Annotated in this window: 21 protein-coding genes; 8 read left to right on the top strand and 13 right to left on the bottom strand. The window is 66.6% G+C overall.

What is annotated here, in order from left to right:
- Positions 1-41 precede the first annotated feature (41 nt).
- Positions 42-1835, top strand: coding sequence for a sensor histidine kinase (locus tag J0F76_RS04025; RefSeq protein ID WP_341351554.1), 1794 nt, complete (start codon positions 42-44; stop codon positions 1833-1835).
- A 16-nt stretch (positions 1836-1851) separates the two neighbouring features.
- Complete coding sequence (locus J0F76_RS04020) at positions 1852-3177, top strand: sigma-54-dependent transcriptional regulator (protein WP_207465991.1); 1326 nt, start codon at positions 1852-1854, stop codon at positions 3175-3177.
- Positions 3178-3285: 108 nt separating this feature from the next.
- On the opposite strand, the gene J0F76_RS04015 is transcribed toward J0F76_RS04020, so the two are convergent.
- Complete coding sequence (locus tag J0F76_RS04015; protein ID WP_207465989.1) at positions 3286-3501, bottom strand: hypothetical protein; 216 nt, start codon at positions 3499-3501, stop codon at positions 3286-3288.
- Between the two features lie 308 nt (positions 3502-3809).
- Between J0F76_RS04015 and metZ the strand changes: the two genes are divergently transcribed.
- Together metZ and folE2 are read left to right on the top strand one after the other, a co-directional pair.
- Positions 3810-4997: an O-succinylhomoserine sulfhydrylase gene (gene metZ / locus J0F76_RS04010; protein WP_207465987.1), complete on the top strand. Its 1188-nt coding sequence runs from the start codon at positions 3810-3812 to the stop codon at positions 4995-4997.
- Complete coding sequence (gene folE2, locus J0F76_RS04005; RefSeq protein ID WP_377707059.1) at positions 4997-6061, top strand: GTP cyclohydrolase FolE2; 1065 nt, start codon at positions 4997-4999, stop codon at positions 6059-6061. The genes metZ and folE2 overlap by 1 nt, the downstream gene beginning before the upstream one ends.
- Here folE2 and J0F76_RS04000 read toward each other — a convergent pair.
- The 8 genes from J0F76_RS04000 to J0F76_RS03965 form a co-directional block, all read right to left on the bottom strand.
- Positions 6058-8385 carry an aldehyde dehydrogenase family protein gene (locus tag J0F76_RS04000; protein WP_207465983.1) on the bottom strand — a complete coding sequence of 776 codons (2328 nt, stop codon included), beginning with the start codon at positions 8383-8385 and terminating at the stop codon, positions 6058-6060. The genes folE2 and J0F76_RS04000 overlap by 4 nt on opposite strands.
- 7 nt (positions 8386-8392) lie before the next feature.
- Positions 8393-9334 carry a deoxyribose-phosphate aldolase gene (gene deoC / locus J0F76_RS03995; protein ID WP_207465981.1) on the bottom strand — a complete coding sequence of 314 codons (942 nt, stop codon included), beginning with the start codon at positions 9332-9334 and terminating at the stop codon, positions 8393-8395.
- Entirely contained in the window at positions 9331-9894 is a 564-nt protein-coding gene (locus J0F76_RS03990) for a DUF1523 family protein (protein WP_207465979.1), read from the bottom strand. The genes deoC and J0F76_RS03990 overlap by 4 nt, the downstream gene beginning before the upstream one ends.
- A gap of 12 nt (positions 9895-9906) precedes the next feature.
- Positions 9907-10188, bottom strand: coding sequence for a hypothetical protein (locus J0F76_RS03985; protein ID WP_207465977.1), 282 nt, complete (start codon positions 10186-10188; stop codon positions 9907-9909).
- Between the two features lie 73 nt (positions 10189-10261).
- Complete coding sequence (locus J0F76_RS03980; protein WP_207466042.1) at positions 10262-12640, bottom strand: ATP-dependent helicase; 2379 nt, start codon at positions 12638-12640, stop codon at positions 10262-10264.
- Between the two features lie 70 nt (positions 12641-12710).
- Entirely contained in the window at positions 12711-13703 is a 993-nt protein-coding gene (locus tag J0F76_RS03975) for an ABC transporter permease (RefSeq protein ID WP_207465974.1), read from the bottom strand.
- Complete coding sequence (locus J0F76_RS03970) at positions 13696-14703, bottom strand: ABC transporter permease (protein ID WP_207465972.1); 1008 nt, start codon at positions 14701-14703, stop codon at positions 13696-13698. The genes J0F76_RS03975 and J0F76_RS03970 overlap by 8 nt, the downstream gene beginning before the upstream one ends.
- Before the next feature lie 98 nt (positions 14704-14801).
- The gene (locus J0F76_RS03965; protein ID WP_207465971.1) at positions 14802-16505 is read right to left on the bottom strand and encodes a peptide ABC transporter substrate-binding protein; all 1704 of its coding nucleotides are present in this window, start codon (positions 16503-16505) and stop codon (positions 14802-14804) included.
- 254 nt (positions 16506-16759) lie between these two features.
- On the opposite strand from J0F76_RS03965, the gene J0F76_RS03960 reads away from it, so the two are divergent.
- The 4 genes from J0F76_RS03960 to purU all read left to right on the top strand — a co-directional run bounded on the left by J0F76_RS03960 (position 16760) and on the right by purU (position 21155).
- Positions 16760-18592, top strand: a complete 1833-nt coding sequence (locus tag J0F76_RS03960; protein WP_207465969.1) for an ABC transporter ATP-binding protein — start codon at positions 16760-16762, stop codon at positions 18590-18592.
- Between the two features lie 49 nt (positions 18593-18641).
- Positions 18642-18827 (top strand): hypothetical protein, encoded by a 186-nt coding sequence (locus J0F76_RS03955; RefSeq protein ID WP_207465967.1) that lies wholly within the window; start codon positions 18642-18644, stop codon positions 18825-18827.
- Between the two features lie 157 nt (positions 18828-18984).
- A complete protein-coding gene (locus J0F76_RS03950) occupies positions 18985-20151 on the top strand; it encodes a M20 aminoacylase family protein (RefSeq protein ID WP_207465965.1) in 1167 nt (388 codons plus the stop codon).
- 119 nt (positions 20152-20270) lie between these two features.
- Positions 20271-21155, top strand: a complete 885-nt coding sequence (gene purU, locus J0F76_RS03945) for a formyltetrahydrofolate deformylase (RefSeq protein WP_207465963.1) — start codon at positions 20271-20273, stop codon at positions 21153-21155.
- Positions 21156-21455: 300 nt separating this feature from the next.
- On the opposite strand, the gene J0F76_RS03940 is transcribed toward purU, so the two are convergent.
- From J0F76_RS03940 to J0F76_RS03925, 4 genes are read right to left on the bottom strand one after another with little or no spacing between them, the layout of a single operon-like run.
- A complete protein-coding gene (locus J0F76_RS03940) occupies positions 21456-22535 on the bottom strand; it encodes a BMP family ABC transporter substrate-binding protein (protein ID WP_207465961.1) in 1080 nt (359 codons plus the stop codon).
- A 25-nt stretch (positions 22536-22560) separates the two neighbouring features.
- Positions 22561-23448, bottom strand: a complete 888-nt coding sequence (locus J0F76_RS03935; protein ID WP_207465959.1) for an ABC transporter permease — start codon at positions 23446-23448, stop codon at positions 22561-22563.
- Positions 23445-24521 (bottom strand): ABC transporter permease, encoded by a 1077-nt coding sequence (locus J0F76_RS03930; protein ID WP_207465958.1) that lies wholly within the window; start codon positions 24519-24521, stop codon positions 23445-23447. Before J0F76_RS03930 ends, J0F76_RS03935 begins: the two co-directional genes overlap by 4 nt.
- Positions 24518-26038, bottom strand: coding sequence for an ABC transporter ATP-binding protein (locus J0F76_RS03925; RefSeq protein WP_207465956.1), 1521 nt, complete (start codon positions 26036-26038; stop codon positions 24518-24520). The genes J0F76_RS03930 and J0F76_RS03925 overlap by 4 nt, the downstream gene beginning before the upstream one ends.
- Positions 26039-26068 lie beyond the last annotated feature (30 nt).

The following is a 26068-nucleotide window of genomic DNA, read 5'->3' as shown; positions in this document are numbered from 1 at the left end:
CCTAATGTGCGGCAGTTGTGCAACATGGCCGGGCTTCTTAGGTGATCGAGGACAAGGATAGCGCCAGCGAGCCAGACCGTGTTCGACCGCGGCTGGCGCAGCCCGGCAATCCGTGGTGGCTGCGCCTTGCCGTCGCGCTGATCTTTGGCGTCGCGATCGTCTCGATCTGGATGACCAATGCCTGGCTGACGGCGCGGTTTTCCGAAAACACCCGCGTCAGGTCGGAACTGCGGCTGGCGCTTTATACCGGCAACCTCTTGTCGGAACTGCAGCGCACGGCCGTGGTGCCCCTGCTGCTGGCCCGCGATCCGGCGCTGATCGGGTCGCTGAACAGCAACGACTTCTCGACCACATCGGCCCGTCTGATCGCCGCGCAAAAGGAAATCGGCGCCGCGTCCATCCGGCTGCTGGACGCCTCGGGGCGCACGGTGGGATCGACCGACCGTTACCAGATCGGCACCAACAACGTGCTGTCGCCCTATTACGTCGAGGCGCTCCGGTCGCGCGAGACGGTGTTTACCGTCACCAACCGCGGCGGAGGCGCCTATGAGTTCACCTATTCCCGCGCGGTGGTGGCCGATGGCCGCACCCTGGGGGTCATCGTGGTCGGCACCGACCTGTCGCGGCTGGAACGGTCCTGGGCAGGCATTTCCGATGCGGTCGCCGTCACCGACAGCGAGGGGTTCATCATCCTGGCGACGGAACCGCGCTGGCGCGGCCTGACCATGCCCGAGGCCCTGGCGGTGCGCGACGCCCCCTCGGCCATCCAGCGGGCCTTCCAGGTGACCGCCGACTGGACCGCGCTGCCCATCGACGGCTATGTCCAGGGCCGCGCCGTCCTGCAGGCCGAGGCCCGCATCCCGTTCCGCGGCTGGCGGATGACCAGCTTCACCACCTATGCCTCGGTCCGCGAGCAGGTGAACGCGGTCCTTGCGCTGGAGATCATGGGCTTCGCGATCCTTCTGGCCGGCACCTTCTATGTCCTGTCGCGCCGGGCGCGCAGCCAGTCGGTCGCCTATATGCGCGAATCGGCCGACCTGCGCGCGCTGAACATGCGCCTGACGCGCGAGATCGCCGAACGCGAGCGGATGCAGAAGGAGTTGCGCGTCGCCGAGCAGACCGTGCAGCAAAGCTCCAAGCTGGCCGCCCTGGGCGAGATGTCGGCGGGTGTCAGCCATGAACTCAATCAACCGCTGGCCGCGATGAAGACCTATCTGGCCGGGGCGCGGCTGCTGCTGCAGCGCGGCCGGGCCGAGGAGGCGCTGTCCAGTTTCCAGCGCATCGACGACCTGATCGAGCGCATGGGCGCGATCACCCGGCAACTGAAGTCATACGCCCGCAAGGGCGGCGAGGCGGTGGAGCCCGTCGATCTGCGCGCCGCCGTCAGCAGCGCCCTGACCATGATGGAGCCGCAGCTGCGCAACCGCACCATCCGCGTCACCCGCAACCTGCCGCGCGGCATGGTCATGGTCATGGCCGACCGCATCCGGCTGGAGCAGGTGATCATCAACCTGCTGCGCAATGCCGTCGATGCGGTGCGCGAGCGCCGCGATGCGCGGATCGAGATCACGGTCGAGGCCGCGACCAATGCCTATGTCATCGTGCGCGACAACGGGCCCGGCATCTCGGACTTGGAAAAACTGTTCGAACCCTTCTGGACGACAAAGAAACCGGGCGAGGGGACGGGCCTTGGCCTTGCCATATCCTCGTCCATCGTGGCCGATTTCGGCGGTCGCCTGACTGCCCATAACGAAGATGAAGGCGGCGCTGTCTTTGCCGTGGAACTGCCCCTGCACAGGCCGGGGCAGGCCCAGCAGACGCTTGCCGCCGAATAAGGAAAGGAAGACGCTCATGTCCCGGAAGTTAAAGATTGCGATTGTGGACGACGAACCCGACATGCGGGAATCGATCAGCCAATGGCTGGTCCTGTCCGGCTTCGAGACCGAGACCTATCCCAGCGCCGAGGACGCGCTGAAGGTCATCGGCGCGGACTGGCCAGGCATCGTGGTCAGCGACATCCGGATGCCCGGCATGGACGGCATCGCCTTCCTCAAGCGGCTGATGGGGCTGGATTCGGGGCTGCCCGTGATCCTGATCACCGGGCATGGCGACGTGCCCATGGCGGTCGAGGCGATGCGCATCGGGGCCATGGACTTCATGGAAAAGCCCTTCAATCCCGACAAGATGACGGCGCTGGCCAAGAAGGCCACGCAGATGCGGCGCATGACGCTGGACAACCGGGCACTGCGGCGCGACCTGTCCGAAGGCCAGCAGGTCATGTCCAAGCTGATCGGCTCCAGCCCGGTGATGGACCGCCTGCGCGAGGACATCCTGGACCTGGGCCAGGCCGACGGCCATGTCCTGATCGACGGCGAGACCGGCACCGGCAAGACGCTGGTGGCCCATGCATTGCACGCGGTCGGTCCCCGCGCGTCCAAGAAGTTCGTGCCCGTGTCCTGCGCGGCCTACAACGACGAGGCCCTGTCGGCCCGCCTGTTCGGCCCGCTCGAGGACGGCATCCCCGCCGTCGAGGAGGCGCGCGGCGGCACCCTGTGCCTGGAGGATATCGAGGCGCTGTCCGAACCCCTGCAGGCGCGCCTGCTGGCCTTCATCAGCGACCAGGGCACGCCGGCCGAAACGCGCATCATCGCCATCTCGAATGCCCGGGGCGAGGGTCGCCGGGCCGAGGATTCGCTGCGCCCCGACCTGTTCTATCGCCTGTCCGCGTTGAAGATCACCCTTCCGCCGCTGCGCGCGCGGGGCGAGGACATCCTGTCGCTGTTCACCCGCATGACCGAGCAGTTCTCCGAGGAATACGGTTGCGAGCCGCCGCAGGTCAGCGCCCAGGAAGCGGCCCAGTTGCTGCAGGCGCCCTGGCCTGGCAATATCCGGCAACTGATCAACGTGGCCGAGCGCGCCGTGCTTCAGAACCGGCGCGGGTCGGGGTCCATCGCGTCCCTTCTGATGGCGGACGGAGAGGACAACCAGCAGGCCACCACGACCGAGGGAAAGCCGCTCAAGGAATATGTCGAAAGCTTCGAGAAGATGCTGATCGACAACACCATGCGCCGCCACAAGGGCAGCATCGCCAGCGTGATGGAGGAGTTGTGCCTGCCGCGCCGGACGCTGAACGAGAAGATGGCCAAATACGGCCTGCAGCGCGGCGATTACCTGTGAACGGAACAGGGGGCGGATTTCTCCGCCCCCGATGCTGATGTTCGGGCCGTTACATGAAACGAAACTGGTGACTTGGCCCTTGTAGGAACCGATCGGAACAATGATCGGTCAGACTGGCAGATCCTCACACAAACACGCGGCCGTTTCATCCATCCGCCGGTTCCTCACCGGATCGGCCGTGGATGCGCGGCCCAACACAAAATTGGACATGCCGTCCCGTTCGATCAAAACCGCCCCCGAACGCCGAGCGCGGCCGGAAAGCCCGTCCCCTTCGGATTGCCGTGACAGGACGTCAGGATATTCGTTCGCATAGTCCAGCGTCATGTCCGCATTCCAGCTTGGGGCCGCTCTTTCCTGCGCGGCCTGATCTTCTTGACCGCCCAGTCAACTTACTGGCGTGCCATGGGCGGCTCAACCTGTCCATTTGGACAATAACCTTGAGTTAAACATCAATTGCTTGTTTGGTAATGATAAATCCGAGCACCACGAAGTTGCCGGTGCGCGGGCGTGGCGGATCTCTCAACCCGAACGCGAACTCCGCCGCGCCGCCCTGCGGGACCGGGCCGGGCCTTGTCCCTTGCGCCAGAAGGCCCGGGGCGCTAACCCCCTTTGCGTCAGCAAGGGGCATTCGAATGAGCGACAGTTCGGCCAAGGGCCTTCACCCGCGCACGCAAGCCGTCCACCACGGCATCCGCCGCAGCCAATACGGCGAGATGGCCGAGGCGATCTTCCTGACGCAGGGCTTCGTCTATGACAGCGCCGAACAGGCCGAGGCCCGCTTCAAGGGCACCGGTCCGGACGAGTTCATCTATGCCCGCTACGGCAACCCCACCTCGCGCATGTTCGAGGACCGCATCGCCGCGCTGGAAGGGACCGAGGACGCCTTCGCCACCGCCAGCGGCATGGCAGCGGTGAACGGCGCGCTGTTTTCCATGCTGAAGCCCGGCGACCATGTCGTCGCGGCCCGTGCGCTGTTCGGGTCCTGCCTTTACGTTCTGGACCTGCTGGCGAAATTCGGGGTCGAGGTCAGCTATGTGGACGGCACCGACCTGGACCAGTGGCAGGCCGCGCTGCGTCCCGGCACCAAGGCCGTGTTCTTCGAAAGCCTGTCGAACCCCACGCTCGAGGTGATCGACATCCAGGGCGTCGCGCGTCTGGCGCACGCCGTCGGTGCGCTGGTGGTCGTGGACAACGTCTTCGCCACGCCGGTCTTTTCGCGCGCGGTGGATCTGGGCGCCGATGTGGTGGTCTATTCCGCGACCAAGCATATCGACGGCGGCGGTCGCGCCCTTGCGGGCGTGATCTGCGGCACCCGCCAGTTCGTGCGCGAGGTGGCCGAGCCCTACCTGAAGCATACCGGCGGCGCGATCAGCCCGTTCCATAGCTGGATCATGCTGAACGGGTTGACGACGATGGACCTGCGAGTCCGCGCCCAGGCCGACGCCGCGCTGAAGGTGGCGCAGGCCTTGCAGGGCCATCCGGCGCTGTCCCGCGTGATCTATCCGGGCCTGGCCGATCATCCGCAGCACGACCTGGCGATGCGGTCCATGGGCTCGGGCGGCACGATGATCGCGTTCGAGGTCGCGGGCGGCAAGGAAGCCGCCTTTGCCGCCCTGAACCGGCTTGGGATCATCAAGATCTCGAACAACCTGGGTGACGCGAAATCCATCGTCACGCATCCCGCCACGACCACGCACCAGCGCCTGTCCGACGAGGACCGCGCCTATCTGGGCATCACGCCGGGCCTTTTGCGCCTGTCGATTGGGCTCGAGGATGCGCAGGATCTGATCGACGACCTGATGCGGGCGCTGGCTGCCTGATGCCCTTCGGGTCGCGAAAGCGGCCCGTCCCGCCGGATTTGTTCTTTGGATTTCCGCCTCCGGCCCCCATATTGTGCCGCGATCCGACAAGGGATGTCCCGATGACCGAAGCCCGCCCGATGATCCCTGCCTATCCGGCCCTCGTGCGCCAGTACGATGCCGGTTTCCGGGTGGACGACGCCTACAAGGCCGGGCTGCCCGACCTGCAGAACGGCCCCGCCAGCCTGATCGTCGGCGCCCGCGCGCCCATCCAGCATGTCGGCATTTCCAATTTCCGCCTGCCGATCCGCTATCAGCGGCGCGATGGCGGAGAAATCACCCTGGAAACCAGCGTCACCGGCACCGTCAGCCTGGAGGCCGACCGCAAGGGCATCAACATGTCCCGGATCATGCGGTCCTTCTACGCCCATTCCGAACATGCCTTCAGCCTCAAGGTGCTGGAAGCCGCGTTGGACGACTACCAGGCGGATCTGGACGCCTATGACGCCCGCATCCAGATGAAGTTCTCCTATCCGATCCGCGTCGACTCGCTGCGGTCCGGCCTGTCGGGCTGGCAGTATTACGACATCGCGATGGAGATCCTGGATTTTCACGGCCAGCGGCTGCGGATCATGCATTTCGACTATGTCTATTCCTCGACCTGCCCGTGTTCGCTGGAACTGTCCGAACATGCCCGCGAGACGCGGTCGCGGCTGGCGACGCCCCATTCGCAGCGGTCGATCGCGCGGATCTCGGCGGTGATGCACGGCCCGGACAAGATCTGGTTCGAGGACATGGTCGAGCTTTGCCGCCGCGCCGTGCCCACGGAAACGCAGGTGATGGTCAAGCGAGAGGACGAGCAGGCCTTTGCCGAACTGAACGCCGCGAACCCGATCTTCGTCGAGGATGCGGTGCGCGCCTTCGCAGGGCAGTTGATGGCCGACCCGCGCTTCGGCGATTTCCGGGTGGTCGCCAGCCACCAGGAATCGCTGCATTCGCATGACGCGGTCAGCCTGATGACCAGCGGGCCGACCTTTGCCCAGGCCTCGCTGGACCCGATGACCTTCGCGGGCCTGCGCGCCTAGTAGGCGGCAGACCCCGTGCCTTCGGGCAGGGCGCCATAGGGCAGCCAGATCGTCTTGGTCTGCGTGGCATGGCGCAGGAAGACCTCTCCCTGCGCCTGCGGGCCGGTCCAGTCGCGATGCGCGGGCGCCCAGACGGGCTTGAGGTTGCCGCCTGCCACCTTTTCCACTGCCGCCAGGTCGCCGCCGACGGTCCACATCGCCGCGACCTCGTCATGCGCGGCGAGGGTTTTCGCCAGTTCATCGCGTGGGCCGGTGATGATGTTGATCACGCCCCCCGGCAGATCCGAGGTGTCGAAGACCTGATATAGGTCCAGCACCGGCAGAGGATCGTCGGGCGCGGGGATGGCTATCACGCGGTTGCCCATGGCGATGGCGGGCATGACCAGCGACATGAAGCCCGCCAGCGGCTGCGCGTTGGGGCAACCGATCCCCATGACGCCGAAGGGTTCGTTGACCACGTTCAGCAGATGGCCGGGCTTGGCCTGCACGTTCGCGCCGTCGAACTTGTCGGCCCAGGCGGCGTAATGGAAGGCGCGGGCGATGGCCGCATCGACCTCGGCCCGGCTTGTGCGAGCGGCGAACTCGTCCGCGCGGGCCGACAGGTTCTCGGCGATGTAATACAGCACCTGCGCGCGGGCGTGGCTGCCCATGGCCGTCCACTTGCCCGCCTTTGCCGCCGCCTCGACGGCGTTGCGGATGTCCTTGCGACTGCCCAAGGGCGCCAGCCCGCCCGGCACGGCGTATGATGCGCCCCCATCGGGTCGCTTCTGCGTCCCGCCGATGTAGAGTTTGGCGGTCCGGTCCAGACCCGCGGCCTGACCTTCGCCAGTGGTCGTAGCAACGGGCGCAGCGGGGGCCGGTTCTTGGATAGTATCGACCGGCGGTTCCGCCAGATAATCCAGCATCCCCACGCGCCCGCCTTCGCGTCCGAAGCCGCTTTCGCGATACCCGCCAAAGGGCGCCGCGCCATCAAACAGGTTGGCGCAGTTGAGCCAGACCACGCCCGCCTTGATCCGGGCCGCGAGATCCGTCGCCACCGCCGCGCTTTCCGACCAGACCGAGGCGGCGAGGCCATAGCGCGTGTTGTTCGCCAACTCCACCGCCTCGTCCGCGGTGCGGAAGGTGGACAGCGTGGCGATGGGGCCGAAGATTTCCTGCTCGAAGCCCGGATTGGCGGGGCTGATGTTGCGCAGATAGCCCGGCGCGATGAAGCAGCCGTCCTCTGCCCCACCGCCGACCAGTTCCGCCCCTGCATCGGTCGCGGCCTTGCAAATCGTCAGGATGCGGTCCTTCTGGATCGGATCGACAATGGCGCCGACATCGGTGGACTTGTCCAGCGGCGGGCCGACCCGCAGCCGGGCCATGCGCACGTTCAGCAGCGACTCGAACCGATCCGCCACCGCCTCGGCCACAAGGATGCGCGAGCCGGCGCAGCAGACCTGGCCCCCGTTGAACCAGATCGAGTCCACCACGCCTTCCACCGCCGCGTCCAGGTCGGCATCGGGCATGACCACAAAGGGCGACTTGCCGCCCAGTTCCAGCGTCAGGCGCTTGGCCGTCCCGGCAAGCTTGCCGGCAATCGCGCGCCCCACCTCGGTCGAGCCGGTGAAGGCGATCTTGTCCACATCCGCCGCGACCAGCGCCGCGCCGGTGTCGCCGTCGCCGGTGACGATGTTCACGACGCCCGCAGGCAGGCCGGTCTCCTGGCAGATCTCGGCGAAGGCGAGCGCGGTCAGGGGCGTGTATTCGGCAGGCTTCAGCACCACCGTGTTCCCCGCCGCAAGCGCGGGCGCGATCTTCCAGGCCAGCATCAGCAGCGGAAAGTTCCACGGGATGATCTGGCCGCAGACACCAAGCGGTTGATGCCCCGGCAGCACAGTGTCGCGCAGTTCCGCCCATCCGGCATGGTGATAAAAGTGCCGCGCGACCAGCGGCACGTCGATGTCGCGCGCTTCCCGGATGGGCTTGCCGTTGTCCAGCGTCTCCAGCACCGACAGGAAGCGTTCGCGTTTCTGCACATGCCGCGCCATGGCATAGAGATGCCGCGCCCGCTGCGTCCCCGACAGGGCCGCCCATGCGGGCTGCGCCTTGCGTGCCGCCTCGACCGCCGCTGCCACGTCATCGGCGCTGCCCTGCGTCACCTGCGCCAGCACCTCGCCCGTCGCGGGATCGCGCGTATCGAACAGCGTGCCCGGTTCGGTGAAGCTGCCGCCGATGAAATGCCCGAACGCCCCCCGCCGCGTCAGCCAGTCGCGCACTGCCGCGCTGTCCTCGACCGAGGGGCCGTATTCCAGTGTTTCCATCAATTCGCTCACGCTGGTCATGCGGTCCTCAGGCAAGAGCTTGGCGATGGGCGGCCCCGTAGCGGCCCGTCACATGGTGGCTGATCTGGCGCTCGATGTCGCCCAGAAGGGAGGAGGCACCGATGCGGAACAGGTCCGGGCGCAGCCAGTCGCGGCCCAGTTCCTCGGCCATCAGCACCTGCCAGTTCAGCGCGTCCTTGGCGGTGCGCAACCCGCCCGCAGGCTTGAAGCCCACGACATGGCCCGTCTGGTCGCGATAATCGCGGATCGCCCGGCACATCACCAGCGACACGGGCAGGGTGGCGTTCACGCCTTCCTTCCCGGTCGAGGTCTTGATCCAGTCGGCCCCTGTTTGCATGGCGACATGGCTGGCGCGGGCGACATTCTCCAGCGACTTCAGGTCGCCCGTCGCCAGGATCGCCTTCATCTTCGCGTCCCCGCAGGCCTCGCGCATGGCGCAGAGTTCGTCGTAAAGCGCCGCCCACTCCCCGCGCAGGACATGGGCGCGCGTGATGACGATGTCGATCTCGTCCGCGCCGTGTTCGACGGCATACAGGATCTCGGCAAGTCGCAGGTTCAGGGGCATCAGCCCGGCCGGAAAGCCGGTGGCGACGCTGGCGACGGGAATGCCGGAATTGCCCAGCGCGCGCTTGGCGGGCGCCACCATGGTCGGATAGACGCAGACCGCGCCGGTGGTGAGGTGGGATACCCCCATCGCCTCCAGCAGGTCGGGCGCGATGGGCTGGCGGGCCTTGGCGCAGAGCCGCGCCACCCGGTCGGGCGTGTCGTCGCCCGCCAGCGTGGTCAGATCGATACAGCGCACGGCGTTCAGAAGCCAGGCCGCCTGATGGTCCTTCTTCAGGCTGCGCCGGGCGGGCAGGGTGGCGGCACGGCGTTCGACGGCGGGCGTGTTGATGCGGATGTCCGCGAAGCCGTCGGTGCGCAGCGCGGTGCCGGGGTTGCGGGTCATGCCTTCCTCCGCCAGCCGAAGCCGCGTTCCTGGAACTGCGCCCACATCCGCCAGATCAGCGCCAGCAAGGCCAGCAACCCGATGCAGACGATGGAAGCGGCCCAGTTGCGCGGGCGTTCGTCCGGGCCCGACAGGGTGTCGATGCTGACGGCATTGGGATAGGTGGACAGGAACGCCAGCCGCCAGCCATAGGCCGTGATGCTGACCCATTGCGGATTGTCGCGGCCCGATTGCAGGTTCGTCGCCTCGGCCTGGAGGTTGGCGCTGTCGTACTTGAAGTAGGGCGGCCAGATCCAGCCGGTATCCTCGTTGCGGTAGACGAAGACTTTGCCGTTCGGGCGCACAGTCTCGATGAAGCGGACGTCGCGCTGGCCTGCCGCGTTTTCCACCGTGCCGGTGTTGTCGGACGCAAAGAAGATCGCGTTCGAGGGCGTGACCGAGGTCAGCCGGTTATAGGTGTTGGTGATCCGCACCGTGTTCTTGGACGGCAGCGCATAGTCCAGGAACAGGAACACCACGACGCCGAACAGCACGCCGACCGCGACCTTGAGGTAATGCATGGAAAGCGGTCCTTACTGCCAGTTGATCCAATAGATGATGCCCATGACCGCTAGATTGGGCAGAACGAAGACCAGAAGCAACAGCCGTGATTTCAGCGTCCTGTCAAAGCCGATCATGGACCTGCGGACGAACGCGCGCCGGGCGGGGGTGTTCCCCGGCATGGCGGGGTGGCGGGTGTCCCAGATCTCCTCCAGCCGTTCGGTCCGCAAGGAACGCAGATAGGTCCGCAGCAGCAGATAGAACGCCCATTCGGCGATCAGTAGGAACAGGATCAGGCGGAAGAAGGCGGCCAAGGGCGGTCCCGACGGTTTCCCGGCAGGTTAGCACCGCACCCGGCAGGGAACCAGCCGTCAGAACGGCCGGATCTTAGAACGGAACGTCGTCATCCCCGCCAATCGGCTGGACATAGGCCGCCTTGATGTTCTTGAAGCCCGCCGCGAATTGCACGGTCAGCGTGTCCTCGGCAATGCCCATGACCGTGCCCTCGCCAAACTTGGCATGGGTCACGCGGTCGCCCACAGTGAATTTCGCGGCGGGTTCGGCGTCGATGATGATGGGCGCGCGGTGGACCGGTGCCTTGCGTTCCGACGCCCGCGCCTGCATCCGCTTCCAGCCGGGCGAGTTGTAGACGTCCGCCTTGGCCGCGCGTTCGTGCAGCGCGCTGACCGGCCCGCCCGCGGCAAAGGCCATCGCCGCGCCATAGCCGCCGCCGTAGAGGCCGGGCGGGGTTAGAACCTCCACATGCTCGGGCGGCAGCTCGTCGACGAAGCGCGAGGGCATGGAACTTTGCCATTGCCCGTAAAGCCGCCGGTTGCCCGCGAAGCTGATCGTGGCCAGCCGTTCGGCGCGGGTGATGCCCACGTAGGCCAGGCGGCGTTCCTCCTCCAGCCCCTTGGTGCCGTTCTCGTCCATGGCGCGCTGGCTGGGAAACAGCCCGTCCTCCCATCCCGGCAGGAAGACCACCGGAAACTCCAACCCCTTGGCGGCGTGCAGGGTCATGATGCTGACCTGTTCGGCGGCGTCCCCGTCGTCGCGGTCCATGACAAGGGCGACGTGTTCCAGGAACCCTTGCAGGTTCTCGAACTCCTCCAGCGCCTTGACCAGTTCCTTGAGGTTGTCCAGCCGCCCCGGCGCGTCGGGCGACTTGTCGGCCTGCCACATGGCGGTATAGCCGGATTCGTCCAGGATCCGCTCGGCCAGTTCGACGTGGTTGACGCGGTCGTCCAGGGTGTCGGCGTGCCAGCGGCCCATGCTTTCCGCGAACTGGCGCATGTTGGCCGCGGCCTTGCCCGACAGGTCGCCCGCCGTCAGCGCGGCAACGGTGCCTTCCAGCAGCGAGATCTTTCGCGCCCGGGCCATGGATTGAATGGCCTGCAAGCCCTTCTCGCCCAAGCCCCGCTTGGGGGTGTTGGCGATGCGTTCGAAGGCCAGGTCGTCGGCGGGGCTGACCGCCAGCCGGAAATAGGCCATCGCGTCGCGGATTTCCTGCCGTTCATAAAAGCGCGGCCCGCCGATCACGCGATAGGGTAGGCCGATGGACATGAAGCGATCCTCGAAGGCCCGCATCTGGTGGGACGCGCGGACCAGGATGGCGATGTCGTTCAGGCTGGTGCGGCCGACGCTGGCGCGATGGCCGCCGTGGAAGGCCTCGATCTCCTCGCCGATCCAGCGGGCCTCGGCCTCGCTGTCCCAATGGCCGATCAGGCGGACCGGCTCGCCCGCCTCGGCATCGGTCCACAGGGTCTTGCCCAGGCGGCCCTGGTTGGCGGCGATCAGGCCCGAGGCGGCGGCCAGGATCTGCGGGGTGGACCGATAGTTCTGTTCCAGCCGAACCACCTGCGCGCCGGGGAAATCCTGCTCGAAGCGCAGGATGTTGCCGACCTCGGCGCCGCGCCAGCCATAGATCGACTGGTCGTCGTCGCCCACGCAGCAGATGTTGCGATGCGCCTGGGCCAGCAGCCGCAGCCACATGTATTGCGCCACGTTGGTGTCCTGGTATTCGTCCACCAGGATATAGCGGAAGCGGTCCTGCCAGCCGCCCAGCACATCCGGGTGCGCCTGGAACAGCGTCACGCAATGCATCAAGAGGTCGCCGAAATCGACGGCGTTCAGCGTCAGCAGCCGGTCCTGATAGGCCTTGTAGAGCTTTCCGCCCCAGCCGTCGAAGCTGGCCATCTCACCCTTGGGCAGATTTGCGGGCGTCAGGCAGCGGTTCTTCCAGCCGTCGATCAGGCCCGCAAGCTGCCGGGCGGGCCAGCGTTTCTCATCCAGGTTCTCGGCCTGGATCAATTGCTTCAGCAGGCGGATCTGGTCGTCGGTGTCCAGGATCGTGAAGCTGGGCTTCAGGTGCAGTTCGCCATTGCCGATCAACTCGGCATGGCGGCGCAGGATTTTCACGCTGATCGAATGGAAGGTGCCCAGCCAGGGCATCCCCTCGACCGTTTCGCCCAGCAGGCGGGCGATGCGGTTCTTCATCTCGCGCGCGGCCTTGTTGGTAAAGGTCACGGCCAGGATCTGCCCCGGCCGTGCTTTGCCCAGCATCAGCAGATGCGCGATCCGCGTGGTCAGCGCCCGTGTCTTGCCGGTGCCCGCGCCCGCCAGCATCAGGACCGGCCCGTCCAGCGTTTCCACCGCCGCGCGCTGCGCGGGGTTCAGCCCGTCCAGATAAGGGGCAGGGCGCGCGGCCATCGCGCGTTGTGACAGCGGCACGCCGCCCATGTCGTCGGAATCGTCCAAAAGCTCCATCCCGCCAACATAGGCGCAAGGGCGGATCATGGAAAGCCCGTGTTCCGCCTTCGTTCACATTCCTCGCGAATTACCGTCCCCGGATGCGCGGGTCCATCGCGTCACGCAGCCCGTCGCCGATGTAGTTCACGCACAGCACCGTCAAGGATATGAACAGCCCCGGCAGGATCACCCGCCACGGATACATGATCATCTGGTCCACCGCGTCGTACAGCAACCGCCCCCAGGTCGGGAAATCCGGCGGGAAACCAAGTCCCAGGAAGGACAGCGCGCTTTCGGTGATGATCGCCGTGGCGATGCCCAGGGTCGCGGCGACCATGATGGGCGAGAGCACGTTCGGCAGCACATGGCGCAGGATCATGCGGTGGGCGGGCGTGCCGATGGATTTAGCGGCCAGGATGAACTCTCGTTCCTTCAGGCCCAGCACGTCGCCGCGCACGATCCGCGCCGCCTGCATCCAGCTTGTCGCCCCGATGGCCGAGACGATCAGGATGAAGGTGCCCATGGCCGGGCCGAAGGATTGCGACAAGGGCTCGCGGAACAGCGTCACCATCAGCAGCAGCAGGGGCAGCAGGGGCAGGGCCAGGAACAGCTCCGTCATCCGCATCAGGGGCGCGTCCAGCCTGCGGAAATAGCCCGAGACGACGCCGATCAGGCTGCCCAGCGTGATCGCGATGATCATGGCCGTCAGGCCCACGGCGATGGAGACGCGTCCCCCGGCCATCAGCCGCGCCAGCATGTCGCGGCCCAGTTGGTCGGTGCCCAGGGGATGCGCGGCGGAAAAGCCCGAATTGCGGGCGCGGATGTCCACATAGGTCGGGTCGATGGTCCAGATGTAGGGACCGGCGACCACGAACAGGATCGTCAGGACGAACAGCACCAGCGCCACCATGGCGCCGCGATGGCTGCGGAACTGCCGCCAGACCTCGCGCCACTGGCTGCGCGTCTCGCCGGCGTGGTGGGGATCGTCGGGGGGCAGGCCCGCCACCACTCCGGCGGATGCCGCCGTGGCGTCCACCGCCTCGGCGATGTCCAGGTCGTGCTGGCGCTGCTTGTCAGTCATAGCGAATCCTCGGGTCGAGAATGCCGTAGAGGATGTCGGCAATCAGGGTGAACAGCACGATCAGGATCGCGAAGATGAAGGTCAGCGTCAGCACCATGGGGATGTCGTTGCCGTGGATCGCGGTGATCAGCAACTGGCCCAGGCCGTTCACCTTGAACACCTGTTCCGTGATGATCGCGCCGCCGAAGACGGCGGGCAGGCCAAGCGCGATCACGGTGATGACCGGGATCAGGCTGTTGCGCAGCACGTGCTTCAGCACCACGGTCCTTTCCGACAGCCCCTTGGCCCGCGCCGTGCGGACATAGTCCTGGCCCAGGTTGTCCAGCATGGATGCGCGCATGAAGCGGCTGATCTGCGCCGCGTTGTACAAGGCCAGGACCGTCACCGGCATGACCATCTGCCGCACCTGCGCCCAAAAGCTGCCCCAGTCCCGCACCTGCAAGGTCGTGTCATAGACCGAGGGGAACCATTGCAGCTTCACCCCGAAGATGATGATCAGCACCACGCCGGTGAAGAAGGTGGGCATCGAAAAGCCGATCATCGACACGAAGGTGCCGAGCTGGTCGAACCAGCTATACTGCTTGTAGGCCGAGATGATGCCGATCGGCAGCGCGATCAGCACGCCCACCAGATAGCTGAAGCCTACCACCGTCAGCGTCTGCGGCACGCGCTGCGCGATCACATCGAAGACCGGGCTGCGCGACTGGAAGCTGATGATGCGCTGCATCCCGGCGCTGAACTGCGTGCCGAAGACCTGGTCGAACCAGAACAGCGGCTCGACCCAGAAGAACTGCTTCAGCCACAGGACATAGCGGACATACCAGGGCGAGCCCAGGCCCAGCGCCTCGCGCATCCGTTCCTTCACCTCGGGGGGGACGGTCAGGGGCACGTCGCCCAGGGGATCGCCGGGCGATGCCTCCAGCAGCAGGAAGATCACCAGCGAGATGAACAGCAATGTCGGGATGGCCAGCAGCAGACGCCGGATGGTGAATGTCAGCATCGTATGCCTCGGTCAGGGCGCTTCGTTCGGCGCGGCTTCGATCGTCGATGGACCGGCACGGGACCGGCCCCGCGACGGATCGCGGGGCCGGAACGGGATCACTGCTGCACGCGGGTCCAGTCGGCCACGTTCCACAGTTCCGAGTCCCAGGCGTTCAACTGCACGCCGCCCAGGGTGTTCGAATGGGCCGAGGCCGTGCCGCGATAGATCAGCGGGATGATCGCGTTGCTTTCCTTGGTCAGCATCTCGTTCAGCTTCTGGCCGATCTTGCCGCGTTCCGCCGGATCGACGGTCTTGGACAGTTCCACCATCATCGCGTCATAGGCGGGATCGCAATAGCGGCTGATGTTCTCGCCCTGCCACTGGTTCTTGGGGCTGGGCGCCTTGTCGCAGGTCCATTTCGCCAGATAGGGCGCGGGGTTCCCGCCCTCGAAGTTGTCGGCATACATTTCGACATCCGCATAGAACTTCTGCAGCGTGTCGGGCGAGCCGGGGTCGGTCCCGAAGAAGACCGAGGCATCGACGGTCTTCAACTCGGTCTCGATGCCGATTTCCGACCACCACTGCTTGATCAGCGCCTGGAAGTCCTGCCGCACCGCGTTGACCGAGGTCTGGAAGACCATCTTCAACTGGACGCCGTCCTTTTCGCGCACGCCGCTGCCGCCGACCGTCCAGCCGGCCTGGTCCAGCAGCGCCTTGGCGCCCTCGATGTCCTGGGTCAGGCATTCCTGGTTGGGCGAGGCCCAGGCCTCGGGGGCGGGGACATAGTTGCAGGTGGGCTGGCCCGCCGAGCCATAGCCGATTTCCGTCAGAAGCTGGCGGTCGATGGCCATGGACAGCGCCTTGCGCACCGCCGGGTCGGACAGGAACGGATGGGGATGGGCCTCGGTCGACCGCTCGCCTTCCCGCAGCGACGGCGAGGGGTCGGTCAGGTTCACGTGGATGCGTTCCACCAGGCTGCCGAAGGCGGCGCTGACCTTGCCCTTGCCCATCTGCTCCATCCCGGCGATCACGTCGGGGGCAAGCTGGGTGTTCCAGGCGTAATCGTATTCGCCGGTTTCCAGCACCGCGCGCGCCGCCGCCGCCGCATCCCCGCCGCCCTTCATGGTCGCGGTCGCGAAGGCGGGCTTCGCCGGGTCGCGGTATTCGGGATTGGCCTCGAAGGTGATGACGTCGTTGGTCAGGAACTGGGTCACCCGGAAGGGGCCGGTGCCGATCGGGTTGAAGTTCTGGTCCGTGCAGGTCGGCGCGTTGGCGCCCAGGCACTGTTCGAACTGGGCCTTCTGGATGATGGGCGAGTTCGAGCCGACAAAGGCCGAATAGGGATCGGGCATCGGGTTCGCGAAGGTGATCTTGACGGTCAGGTCATCGACCGCCTCGATCTTCTCGATCCCCTCGAACTTGGCAAGCTGGGAACAGCCGCCCTCGGGATGCATGCAGTATTCGCCCGAGAACACCACGTCGGCCGACGTCACGGGCGTGCCGTCCGACCATTTCAGGCCGTCCTGCAGCTTCCAGGTGACGGACTTCAGATCCTCGGAGATGCCGCCGTTTTCCAGCGTCGGGATTTCGGCCGCAAGGCGGGTGTAATGCTCGCCCTCGGGCGTCATGCCGGCCAAGGGCTCCAGCGTCATCGACGACGAGATCAGCTCCTTCGTGCCCCCCGAAAGGTAGGGGTTCATCGTGGACGGCGCCTGCCACATGATGATGTTCAGCGCGCCGTCGCTGCCCCGTTCGGCCATCGCGGCAGGCGCCAGCGCCAGGGTGGCGGCCGCGCCCATCAGCAGTGTCTTCAGCTTCATCAATCTCTCCTGTCGGAAGTTGCGACCCGCGGGTCGGGCCAGAACGGCTTGGCCCTTGGCGGGCTTATGTTCTTGTTTCCCTTGGTTCATTCGGGCGTCGTACTGTCCTGCAGTCCCCGCGGAATGGGATCAGTTTCAATCGAAGCCCATTTGGAAAGCAAGCCTTATCACGCAACGTCCCGCCGGTTCTTTCAGCTTTGACATTTCGGTCCTGCCCGCTAGCCTTCGGGAAAGGCAAAGCCGGGGGCCGCAGGATGCTGGACGACAATCCGCTTGTTTCCATTGAAAAACTCCGGGTCGAGTTCGAGACCGGCGATGGCGTCGTCGTTGGCGTCAAGGATGTCAGCTTTTCCATCAATCCGGGCGAATGCGTCTGCGTGGTGGGTGAATCCGGGTCGGGCAAGTCGGTCAGCTCGCTGTCGCTGATGCGGCTGGTGGAGTTCGGCGGCGGCACCATCGCGGGCGGGCGGCTGATGTTCGATGGAGGCGACGGGCGGGCCATCGACCTGGCGCAGCAGCCTCGCGCCGCGATGCGCGACATCCGCGGCAACCAGATCGGCATGATCTTCCAGGAACCGATGACCGCGCTGAACCCGGTCTTCACCGTGGGCGACCAGCTGACCGAAGGGCTGATGGTCCATCGCGGCATGACCAAGGCCCAAGCCCGCGCCCGCGCGCTGGAGATCCTGCGCCAGGTCCGCATCCCCGAGCCCGAGCGCCGCATGGACCAGTATCCGCACGAACTGTCGGGCGGGATGCGCCAGCGCGTCGTGATCGCCATCGCCATGGCCTGCGAGCCGCGCCTGCTGATCTGCGACGAACCCACGACCGCGCTGGACGTGACCATCCAGGCCGAGATCCTGGCGCTGATCGACCGGCTGAAGCGCGAAAAGCGGATCGCGGTCCTGTTCATCACGCATGACATGGCCGTGGTGGCCCAGATGGCCGACCGCGTGGTCGTCATGTATCGCGGCAACAAGGTCGAGGAAGGCCCGGTCGAGCAGGTTTTCGAAAACCCGCGCGAGGATTACACCAAGATGCTGCTGGCCGCCGTGCCGCGCCTGGGCGAGATGACCGGCAAGCCCGCCCCCGAACGGATGCGCCTGATGCGCGACGGCACCGTCGGCGCGCCGGAACCGATCATCGTCGCCGATCCCAAGCCCTTGCTGACGGTGGAGGGCCTGACCACCCGCTTCGCGGTCAAGGGGGGCCTGCTGCGCCGCACGGTCGCGCGCGTCCACGCCGTCGAGGATGTCAGCTTCACCATCAACGCGGGCGAGACCCTGTCGCTGGTGGGCGAATCCGGCTGCGGGAAATCCACCTGCGGGCGGTCGATCCTGCGGCTAGTGGAGCCGGAATCCGGCAAGGTCAACCTGGGCGGGACCGACATCCTGGCCCTGTCGCCCGGCGAGTTGCGCCGCGCGCGCCGCGACATGCAGATGATCTTCCAGGACCCCTTCGCCAGCCTCGACCCGCACATGAAGCTGTATGACCAGGTGGCCGAGCCGATGGAGAACTTTGGCATCGGCAGCCGGTCGGAACGCCGCGACCGCATCGCCGCGCTGTTCGACCGGGTGGAACTGCCCCGCAGCTTCATGCGCCGCTATCCGCACGAGATGTCGGGCGGCCAGCGACAGCGCATCGCCATCGCCCGCGCGCTGGCCCTGAACCCCAAGCTGATCATCGCGGACGAGGCGGTGTCGGCGCTGGACGTGTCGGTCCAGGCGCAGGTCTTGAACCTGCTGATGGAACTGCAGGGGGACCTTGGCATTTCCATGCTGTTCATCAGCCACGACATGGCCGTGGTCGAACGCGTCAGCCACCATGTCGGCGTCATGTATCTGGGCCGCATCGTGGAAATCGGCACCCGCCGGCAGGTGTTCGAGAATCCGCAGCATGGCTATACCCGGCAGTTGATGGCCGCCGTGCCCGTGGCCGATCCCCGGCAGAAGAAGATCAGCGAGGATCTGAACTTCAAGCCGATCCCCTCGCCGATCCATCCGGTGGACTATCGGGCCCTGCCCTCGGTCTATCGCGAGGTCGCGCCGGGCCACAAGGTTCTGGTCGAACCGGCGACGCATCACTGATGCAGGGCCGCCGATTGCCGCCGATGCGGCACCGCAGTTCCGCGCGCCCTTGCCGGACGCCGCCGACGTGGTGGTGATCGGCGGCGGCATCGCCTTGGCCGGCATGATCGACACCACGCCCGACCAGGTGCCGGTGCTGGACGAAAGGCGATTCCCGGGTTCTTCATCGCGCCGGGCCTGTCGGACCACGGCTCCGGCATCGGGCCGGGCGCGGGCCATGTCATGTCGCGGCTGATCCAGGGTCGTGAACCCGGACATGACCAGATGCGGTTCGGCCAGGACCGGTTCTCGGACGGTTCGCCCGTCGTGCTGGGGCCTGGCCTTTAGCCTCATCGGACGACTTGCGCAGTCTGCACAAAGGGTCCACCCTGCGTCCGCGAAGGAGATGAACCATGCCCGTCAAGAACCGCTTTGCCGAACTGCTGCCCGAGATCACCGCCTGGCGCCGCGATTTCCACGAACATCCCGAACTGCTTTATGACGTTCACCGCACCGCGGGCCGCGTGGCCGAGCTGCTGCGCGGCTTCGGCTGCGACGAGGTGGTCGAGGGGGTGGGGCAAACCGGGGTCGTGGGCGTCATCAGGGGCAAGACCGACAGCAAGGGCCGCGTGGTGGGCTTGCGCGCCGACATGGACGCCCTGCCGATCATCGAGCAGACGGGCCTGGACTATGCGTCCAGAACGCCGGGCAAGATGCACGCCTGCGGGCATGACGGCCATACCGCCATGCTGCTGGGCGCCGCCAAATACCTGGCCGAGACGCGCAATTTCGACGGCACCGCCGTGGTGATCTTCCAGCCGGCCGAGGAAGGCGGCGGGGGCGGCGACGCGATGGTCCGCGACGGTCTCGTGACCCGCTGGAACATCCAGGAATTCTACGGGATGCACAACATGCCCGGAATGCCGGTCGGCAGCTTCTCGATCAAGCCGGGGGCGATGATGGCCGCCGCCGACCAGTTCGACATCATCGTGACCGGCAAGGGCGGGCACGCCGCCAAGCCCCACGAATGCATCGACACCACGCTGACGGCGGCGCAGATCATCGTGGCCCTGCAGTCCATCGTGTCGCGCAACATCGACCCGCTGAAGAACGCCGTGGTCTCGGTCTGCGTCGTGTCCACGGATTCGACCGCGCATAACGTGATCCCGCAGGTCGTCAAGCTGAAGGGCACGGCCCGCAGCCTTGACCCCGCCGTGCGCGACCAGCTTCAGGAAGGCATCACCCGCGTCGCCACCAACATCGCCGCCGCCATGGGCGCCACCGCGCAGGTCGATTACCAGCGCGGCTATCCGGTCACCATGAACGACGAGGAAGCGACCGTCTGGGCCGCCGACGTGGCGCGCGACATTGCGGGAGACGTGAACCTGTCCATGCAGCCGATGATGGGTGGCGAGGATTTCAGCTATATGCTGAACGAAAAGCCCGGCGCCTACATCTTCGTGGGCAACGGCGACACGGCGATGGTCCATCACCCGGCCTACAACTTCAACGACGACGCGATCCCGGCGGGGTCAAGCTGGTATGCCGGCATGGTCGAGGCTCGGATGCCCGCCGCCTGAGTGCCTTGCCGCCGGGGGATGTCGCTGCGTCCCCCGGCGGTGTCGGAAACAGGATTGTCATTGTCCGCCAATCGTCCGAAATGCTGTCGAACCCGGACAGCCAAGGAAGCGGAACCCACATGAAAAGCTACACGCTGCGCGTCACCTGCGCCTCGACCCGCGGGATCGTGGCCGCCATTTCCGGCTATCTGGCGGGGCACGACTGCAACATCACCGACAGCGCGCAGTTCGACGACAGCGAGACCGGCCGCTTCTTCATGCGCGTCAGCTTCCGGTCCGAAGGCGGGGCGACGCTGGAGACGTTGCAGCAGGGCATCACCCCCATCGCCGAACGCTTCGGGATGGAGGCCGATTTCAGCGACGACGCGGTCAAGAAAAAGGTCATCATCATGGTCAGCCGCTTCGGGCATTGCCTGAACGACCTGCTGTACCGCTGGCGGATCGGCGCGCTGCCCATCGACATCGTGGCGGTGATTTCCAACCACATGGATTATCAGAAGGTCGTCGTGAACCACGACCTGCCCTATTACTGCATCCGCGTCACCAAGGAGAACAAGGCCCAGGCCGAGGCCGAGCAGATGCGCATCGTCCGCGACACCGGCGCGGAACTGATCGTTCTGGCGCGCTACATGCAGGTGCTGTCGGACGAGATGTGCCAGGCCATGTCGGGCCGGATCATCAACATCCACCATTCGTTCCTGCCGTCCTTCAAGGGCGCCAACCCCTACAAGCAGGCCTACGAGCGCGGGGTGAAGCTGATCGGCGCGACCAGCCACTACGTCACCGCCGACCTGGACGAAGGCCCGATCATCGAACAGGACACGGTGCGCGTGACGCATTCGCAATCCCCTGGCGACTATGTGTCCCTTGGCCGGGATGTCGAGGCGCAGGTTCTGGCCCGCGCGATCCATGCCCATATCCACGGCCGCGTGTTCCTGAACGGTGAGAAGACCGTGGTGTTCCCGCCGTCGCCCGGGAGCTATGTCAGCGAACGCATGGGATAACCCGCAGCCGGGCAGGGGGGCTTTGCGCCCCCGCCGCGCGTGCCGCGCGTTCGTCGCTGAAAAAGGTCCACTGGACCTTTTTCCGGGCGCTCCGCACCCCGCAGGATATTTTCCGCCAAGGCAAAGGGCGAAACGTTCTCTTAGCCTTTACCCGCCATGTTGAACGAGCGGTATAGGCGGGGACGCCGATGACCGTCCAAGGCAAAGCGCCCCGTTTCCGGTTGGAAGCGGGGCGTCGTCGTCTTTGCCTTGGAGAAAATATCCCGGGGGTACGGGGGCAGCGCCCCCGTCTTCTTCCTGCTATTGCGGAAGTTCGGCCGAAATCCCTTCGACGAAGAAGTTCATGCCCGACAGATCCTGATCGGTCGCGGTCTGGCCTTCCGCCAGCCAGACGCTGCCGTCGGCCTTGTTCAGCGGGCCCGTGAAGGGATGGTATTCGCCCGCGCCGATCCTGTCGCGCAGGGCCTCGGCCTCGGCCTTGACCTCGGCGGGGACGGCGTCGGTGATGTCGCCGATCACGACCTCTCCGTCGCCGATGCCGGCCCAAGTGGCCTCCGAGGTCCAGGTGCCGTCAAGAACCTGGCCCACGCGCTTGATGTAGTAGGGTGCCCAGTTGTCGACAATGGACGACACGCGCGGCGTGGGGGCGAAGGCCGCCATGTCGCTGGCCTGACCGAAGCCGATGGCGCCTGCTTCCTGGGCCTTGGCCAGCGGGGCGGTCGAATCGGTGTGCTGCAGGATCACGTCAACGCCTTCGGCCAGCAGGGCGGCGGCGGCGTCGGCCTCTTTCGCCGGGTCGAACCAGCTATAGGCCCAGACGACCTTCATTTCCACGTCCGGGTTCACCTTGCGGGCGTGGATGAAGCTGCTGTTGATGCCCTGGATCACCTCGGGGATCGGGAACGACCCGATATAGCCGATCTTGTTCGACTTGGTCATTCGGCCCGCGATGGTGCCGATCACCGCGCGGCCTTCGTAGAAGCGCGCGTCGTAGGTCGCGACGTTCTCGGCCCGCTTGTAGCCGGTGGCGTGTTCGAACTTGATGTCCGGGAACTTGGCCGCGACGTTGATGGTCGGGTCCATGAAGCCGAAGCTGGTCGTGAAGATCAGCTTGTTTCCGGCCAATGCCAGTTGGGTGATGGCGCGTTCGGCGTCCGCCCCTTCGGGCACGCTTTCGATGAAGGTGGTTTCCACGCGGTCGCCGTATTCCGCCTCGACCGCAAGGCGGCCCTGGTCGTGCTGATAGGTCCAGCCGCCGTCGCCCACGGGGCCGACATAGATGAAGCCGACCTTCAGCGGCTCGTCCTGTGCCCAGGTGGGCGCGGCAAGGCTGATCGTCGTCAGGGCGGCGACGCTGGCGATAAGCTGTCTGCGGTTCATTCGGTCCTCTCTGATAAGCCCGGCTTCAGCGCAGGGCGTGGAAATCCTGTCCCAGCGATCCGGGCGCGGTGCCGCCCGCGCGGCGGCTGAACTTCTGCCGGGCGGAGATCGCCACCAGCACGATGATCGTCGCGAGGTATGGCGCCATCGACAGCAGTTGCACCGGCACCCGGACGCCCGCCGCCTGCAGGCGCAGTTGCAGCACGGTGACGCCGCCGAACAGCCATGCCCCCGCCAGCACGCCCGGCGCGGTCCAGTTGGAAAAGACCACGATGGCCAGCGCGATCCAGCCCGCGCCCGCCGTCATCCCCTCGGTCCATTGCAGTACCGTGGAAATGGAGATGAACGCCCCGCCAATGCCCGCCATCGCCCCGCCGAAGGCGATGGCCGCGATGCGCACGCGCCGCACGTCATAGCCAAGCGCATGGGCCGCGTCGTGGTTCTCGCCCACGCCGCGCAGGATCAGCCCCGCGCGGGACCGGTTCAGGAACCACCAGATCGCGGGCACCATCAGCAGGCCCAGCCAGACGATCCAGTTCAGGCCCAGCGGACCGGGCGACATGGCGGGCGCCTTGACCCCCTCCATGGGCTTGCCGAACAGCGCGGCAAGGCCCAGGCCGAACAGGGTCAGGGCAAGGCCGGAGGCGACCTGGTTGGACAGCAGGAACTGCGTCAGCACGGCGAAGGGCAGGGCGATCAGCGCGCCCGCGAGGGCGGCGCCGGCAAAGCCCAGGAAAGGGTTGCCCGTGTGATAGGCGGCGGCGAACCCGGCCAGGGCGCCGGTGATCATCATCCCCTCGACCCCCAGGTTCAGGACGCCAGCGCGTTCGACGACCAACTCGCCCAGGGCGGCGAACAGGATGGGTGTGGAGGCTGACAGAAGCAGCAGAAACAGGGCAACGGGGTCGATCATGCCGTGACCCTCCGGGTGATGCGGAAGCGGGTCAGCAGGTCAAAACCCAACAGGAAGAACAGAAGCATCCCCTGGAACACCTGCACGGTCGCGGCGGGCAGGTTCAGCGTCAGTTGCGCCAGTTCGCCGCCGATATAGGTCAGGGCCAGCAGCAGCCCCGCCAGCAGGATGCCGACCGGATGCAGACGGCCCAGGAAGGCCACGATGATGGCGGTGAAGCCGTAACCCACGCCCACCTGGTCGGTGATCTGGCCTGCGGGGCCTGCGACCTCGAACAGGCCCGCCATGCCGGCAAGCGCGCCCGACAGGCCCAGGCAGAAGGCCACCAGGGTTTCCGGCTTCACGCCGGCGAAACGGGCCGCGCGGGGGGCGATGCCTGCCGCACGGATGTGGAAGCCGCGGATGTGGCGCGACATCAGGAACCAGGTCGCCAGGATCGCGACAAGGGCAGCGACCACGCCCCAATGCGCGCCGGTCCCGGCGATCAGTTCGGGGTTCGAGGCCGCCGGATACTGTTGCAGGTTGCGCGAGCCGGGCATTCCGAAACCCTCGGGGTTCTTCATGGGGCCGAAGGCCATCCAGGCGGCGATGCGCTGCGCGACATAGACCAGCATCAGCGACACGAGGATTTCCGACGCGCCGAACCAGTTGCGCAAAAGCGCCGGGATCATGCCCCAGGCCCAGCCGCCCGCCGCGCCCGCAATGACCATGGCGGGGAAGATCCACATTTCGGGCGCGGGATAGGCGGCAAGGGCCACTGCCGCGCCGGCAATGGCGCCGATGATGTACTGCCCCTCGGCCCCGATGTTCCAGATGCCGGCGCGAAATCCCACGGCCAGGCCCGAGGCGATCAGGATCAGCGGCGCCGCCTTGACCAGAAGCTGCGGGCGCGAATAGCCGGAGGCGGGGCCGAACAGCGGGTCCCAGAAGATCGTGCGGATTGCCGCCACGGGGTCATAGCCCATGATCGCGAACAGGATGCCGCCCGCCAGCATCGTCGCCAGCACCGCCATGACGGGCGTGGCGACCTGCAACAGGGCAGCGGTGTCGGTGCGGGGGACAAGGCGGATCATAGATGCGCGACCTCCATCCCGTGCGCGCCGCCCAGCATCAGGCCGATCTGGTCCAGGGTCAGGCCCTCGGTCGGGCGGGGATCGGACAGGCGGCCTTCGTTCAGCGCGCAGAAGCGGTCGGAGAGTTCCAAGAGTTCGTCCAGATCCTGTGAAATGACAATGACGCCCGCCCCCGACCGCGCCAGATCCAGCAGCGACTGGCGCACGGCGGCGGCGGCGCCGGCGTCCACCCCCCAGGTCGGCTGGTTCACCACCAGCACGCGGGGGGCCTGCATGACCTCTCGGCCGATGACGAACTTCTGCAGGTTGCCGCCCGACAGCGCCTTGGCGGCGGTCCCCGGGCCGGGGGTGCGCACGTCGAAGGCGCGGATCACCGCCTCGGCATAGGCGCGGGCGGCGGGGCGGTCGATCAGGCCCCGGCGGACCAGTCCCTTGCGCGCGCCCGCCGTCAGCAGCGTGTTGTCGGTCAGGCTGAAGTCGGGCACGGCGGCATGGCCCAGCCGATCCTCGGGCGCGGCCAGCAGGCCGGCGCTGCGGCGCGCCTCGGGGCCCTGGCGGGACAGGTCGGCGCCCTCAAGCAGGATCGTGCCGGCGGCGCTGCGGATTTCGCCCGACAGCGCCGCCAGAAGTTCGTCCTGGCCATTGCCGGCGACGCCGCCGATGCCCAGGATCTCGCCCGCCCGCAGGGTCAGGGCGATGCCTTTCAGCGCCGTGCCCTCGGCCGCGGGGGCGGCTTGGGACAGGGCGCGGACCTGCAACAGAACCTCGCCCGACTGCCGTCCGCTGCGGTCGATGGGGCGCATCTCTCCGCCGACCATCATCGCCGCCAGGGTGCGGGCGGAATGGTCGCGCGGGTCGCAACTGTCCACCACGACACCGCCGCGCAGGATCGTCGCGCGGTCGCAATGGGTGCGGATCTCCTCCAACTTGTGGCTGATATACAGGATCGCGGTTCCCCCGTCGGCCAGCTTGCGCAGGGTGGCGAACAGCAGGTCCGCTTCCTGTGGAGTCAGGACGCTGGTGGGTTCGTCCATGATCAGCAGGCGCGGGTTCTGCAAAAGGCAGCGGATGATCTCGACCCGCTGGCGTTCGCCCGCCGACAGGGTGGCGACCCGGCGGGCGGGGTTCAGCGGCAGGCCGAAATCCTGGCTGACCTGCGCGATCCGCACCGACAGCGCCCGGCGGGGGGGCGGGTTTTCCATGCCAAGCGCGATGTTTTCGGCAACCGTCAGCGCGTCGAACAGGCTGAAATGCTGGAACACCATCGCCACGCCCGCCGCCCGCGCGGCACGGGGATCGGCGGGCTGGTGCGGCTGGCCGTTCAGCAGCATCTGCCCTTGGTCCGGGCGGACAAGGCCATAGATCATCTTGACCAGCGTGGACTTGCCCGCGCCGTTCTCGCCCAGCAGGGCATGGATTTCGCCCGGTTCGACGGCAAAGGACACATCGTCGTTGGCGCGGACGCCGGGATAGGATTTGCCGATCCCCCTGGCCCTGAAAACTGCCGCGTCGGTCAAACTTTGTCCCCTTGGTCAAACCTTCGGCCT

The organism is Paracoccus fontiphilus (genome assembly GCF_017356265.1).
In the GTDB taxonomy this organism is placed as follows: Bacteria; Pseudomonadota; Alphaproteobacteria; order Rhodobacterales; family Rhodobacteraceae; genus Paracoccus; species Paracoccus fontiphilus.
Note: the sequence above shows the minus strand (reverse complement) of the source record. Positions and strands in the feature narration are given on the sequence as shown.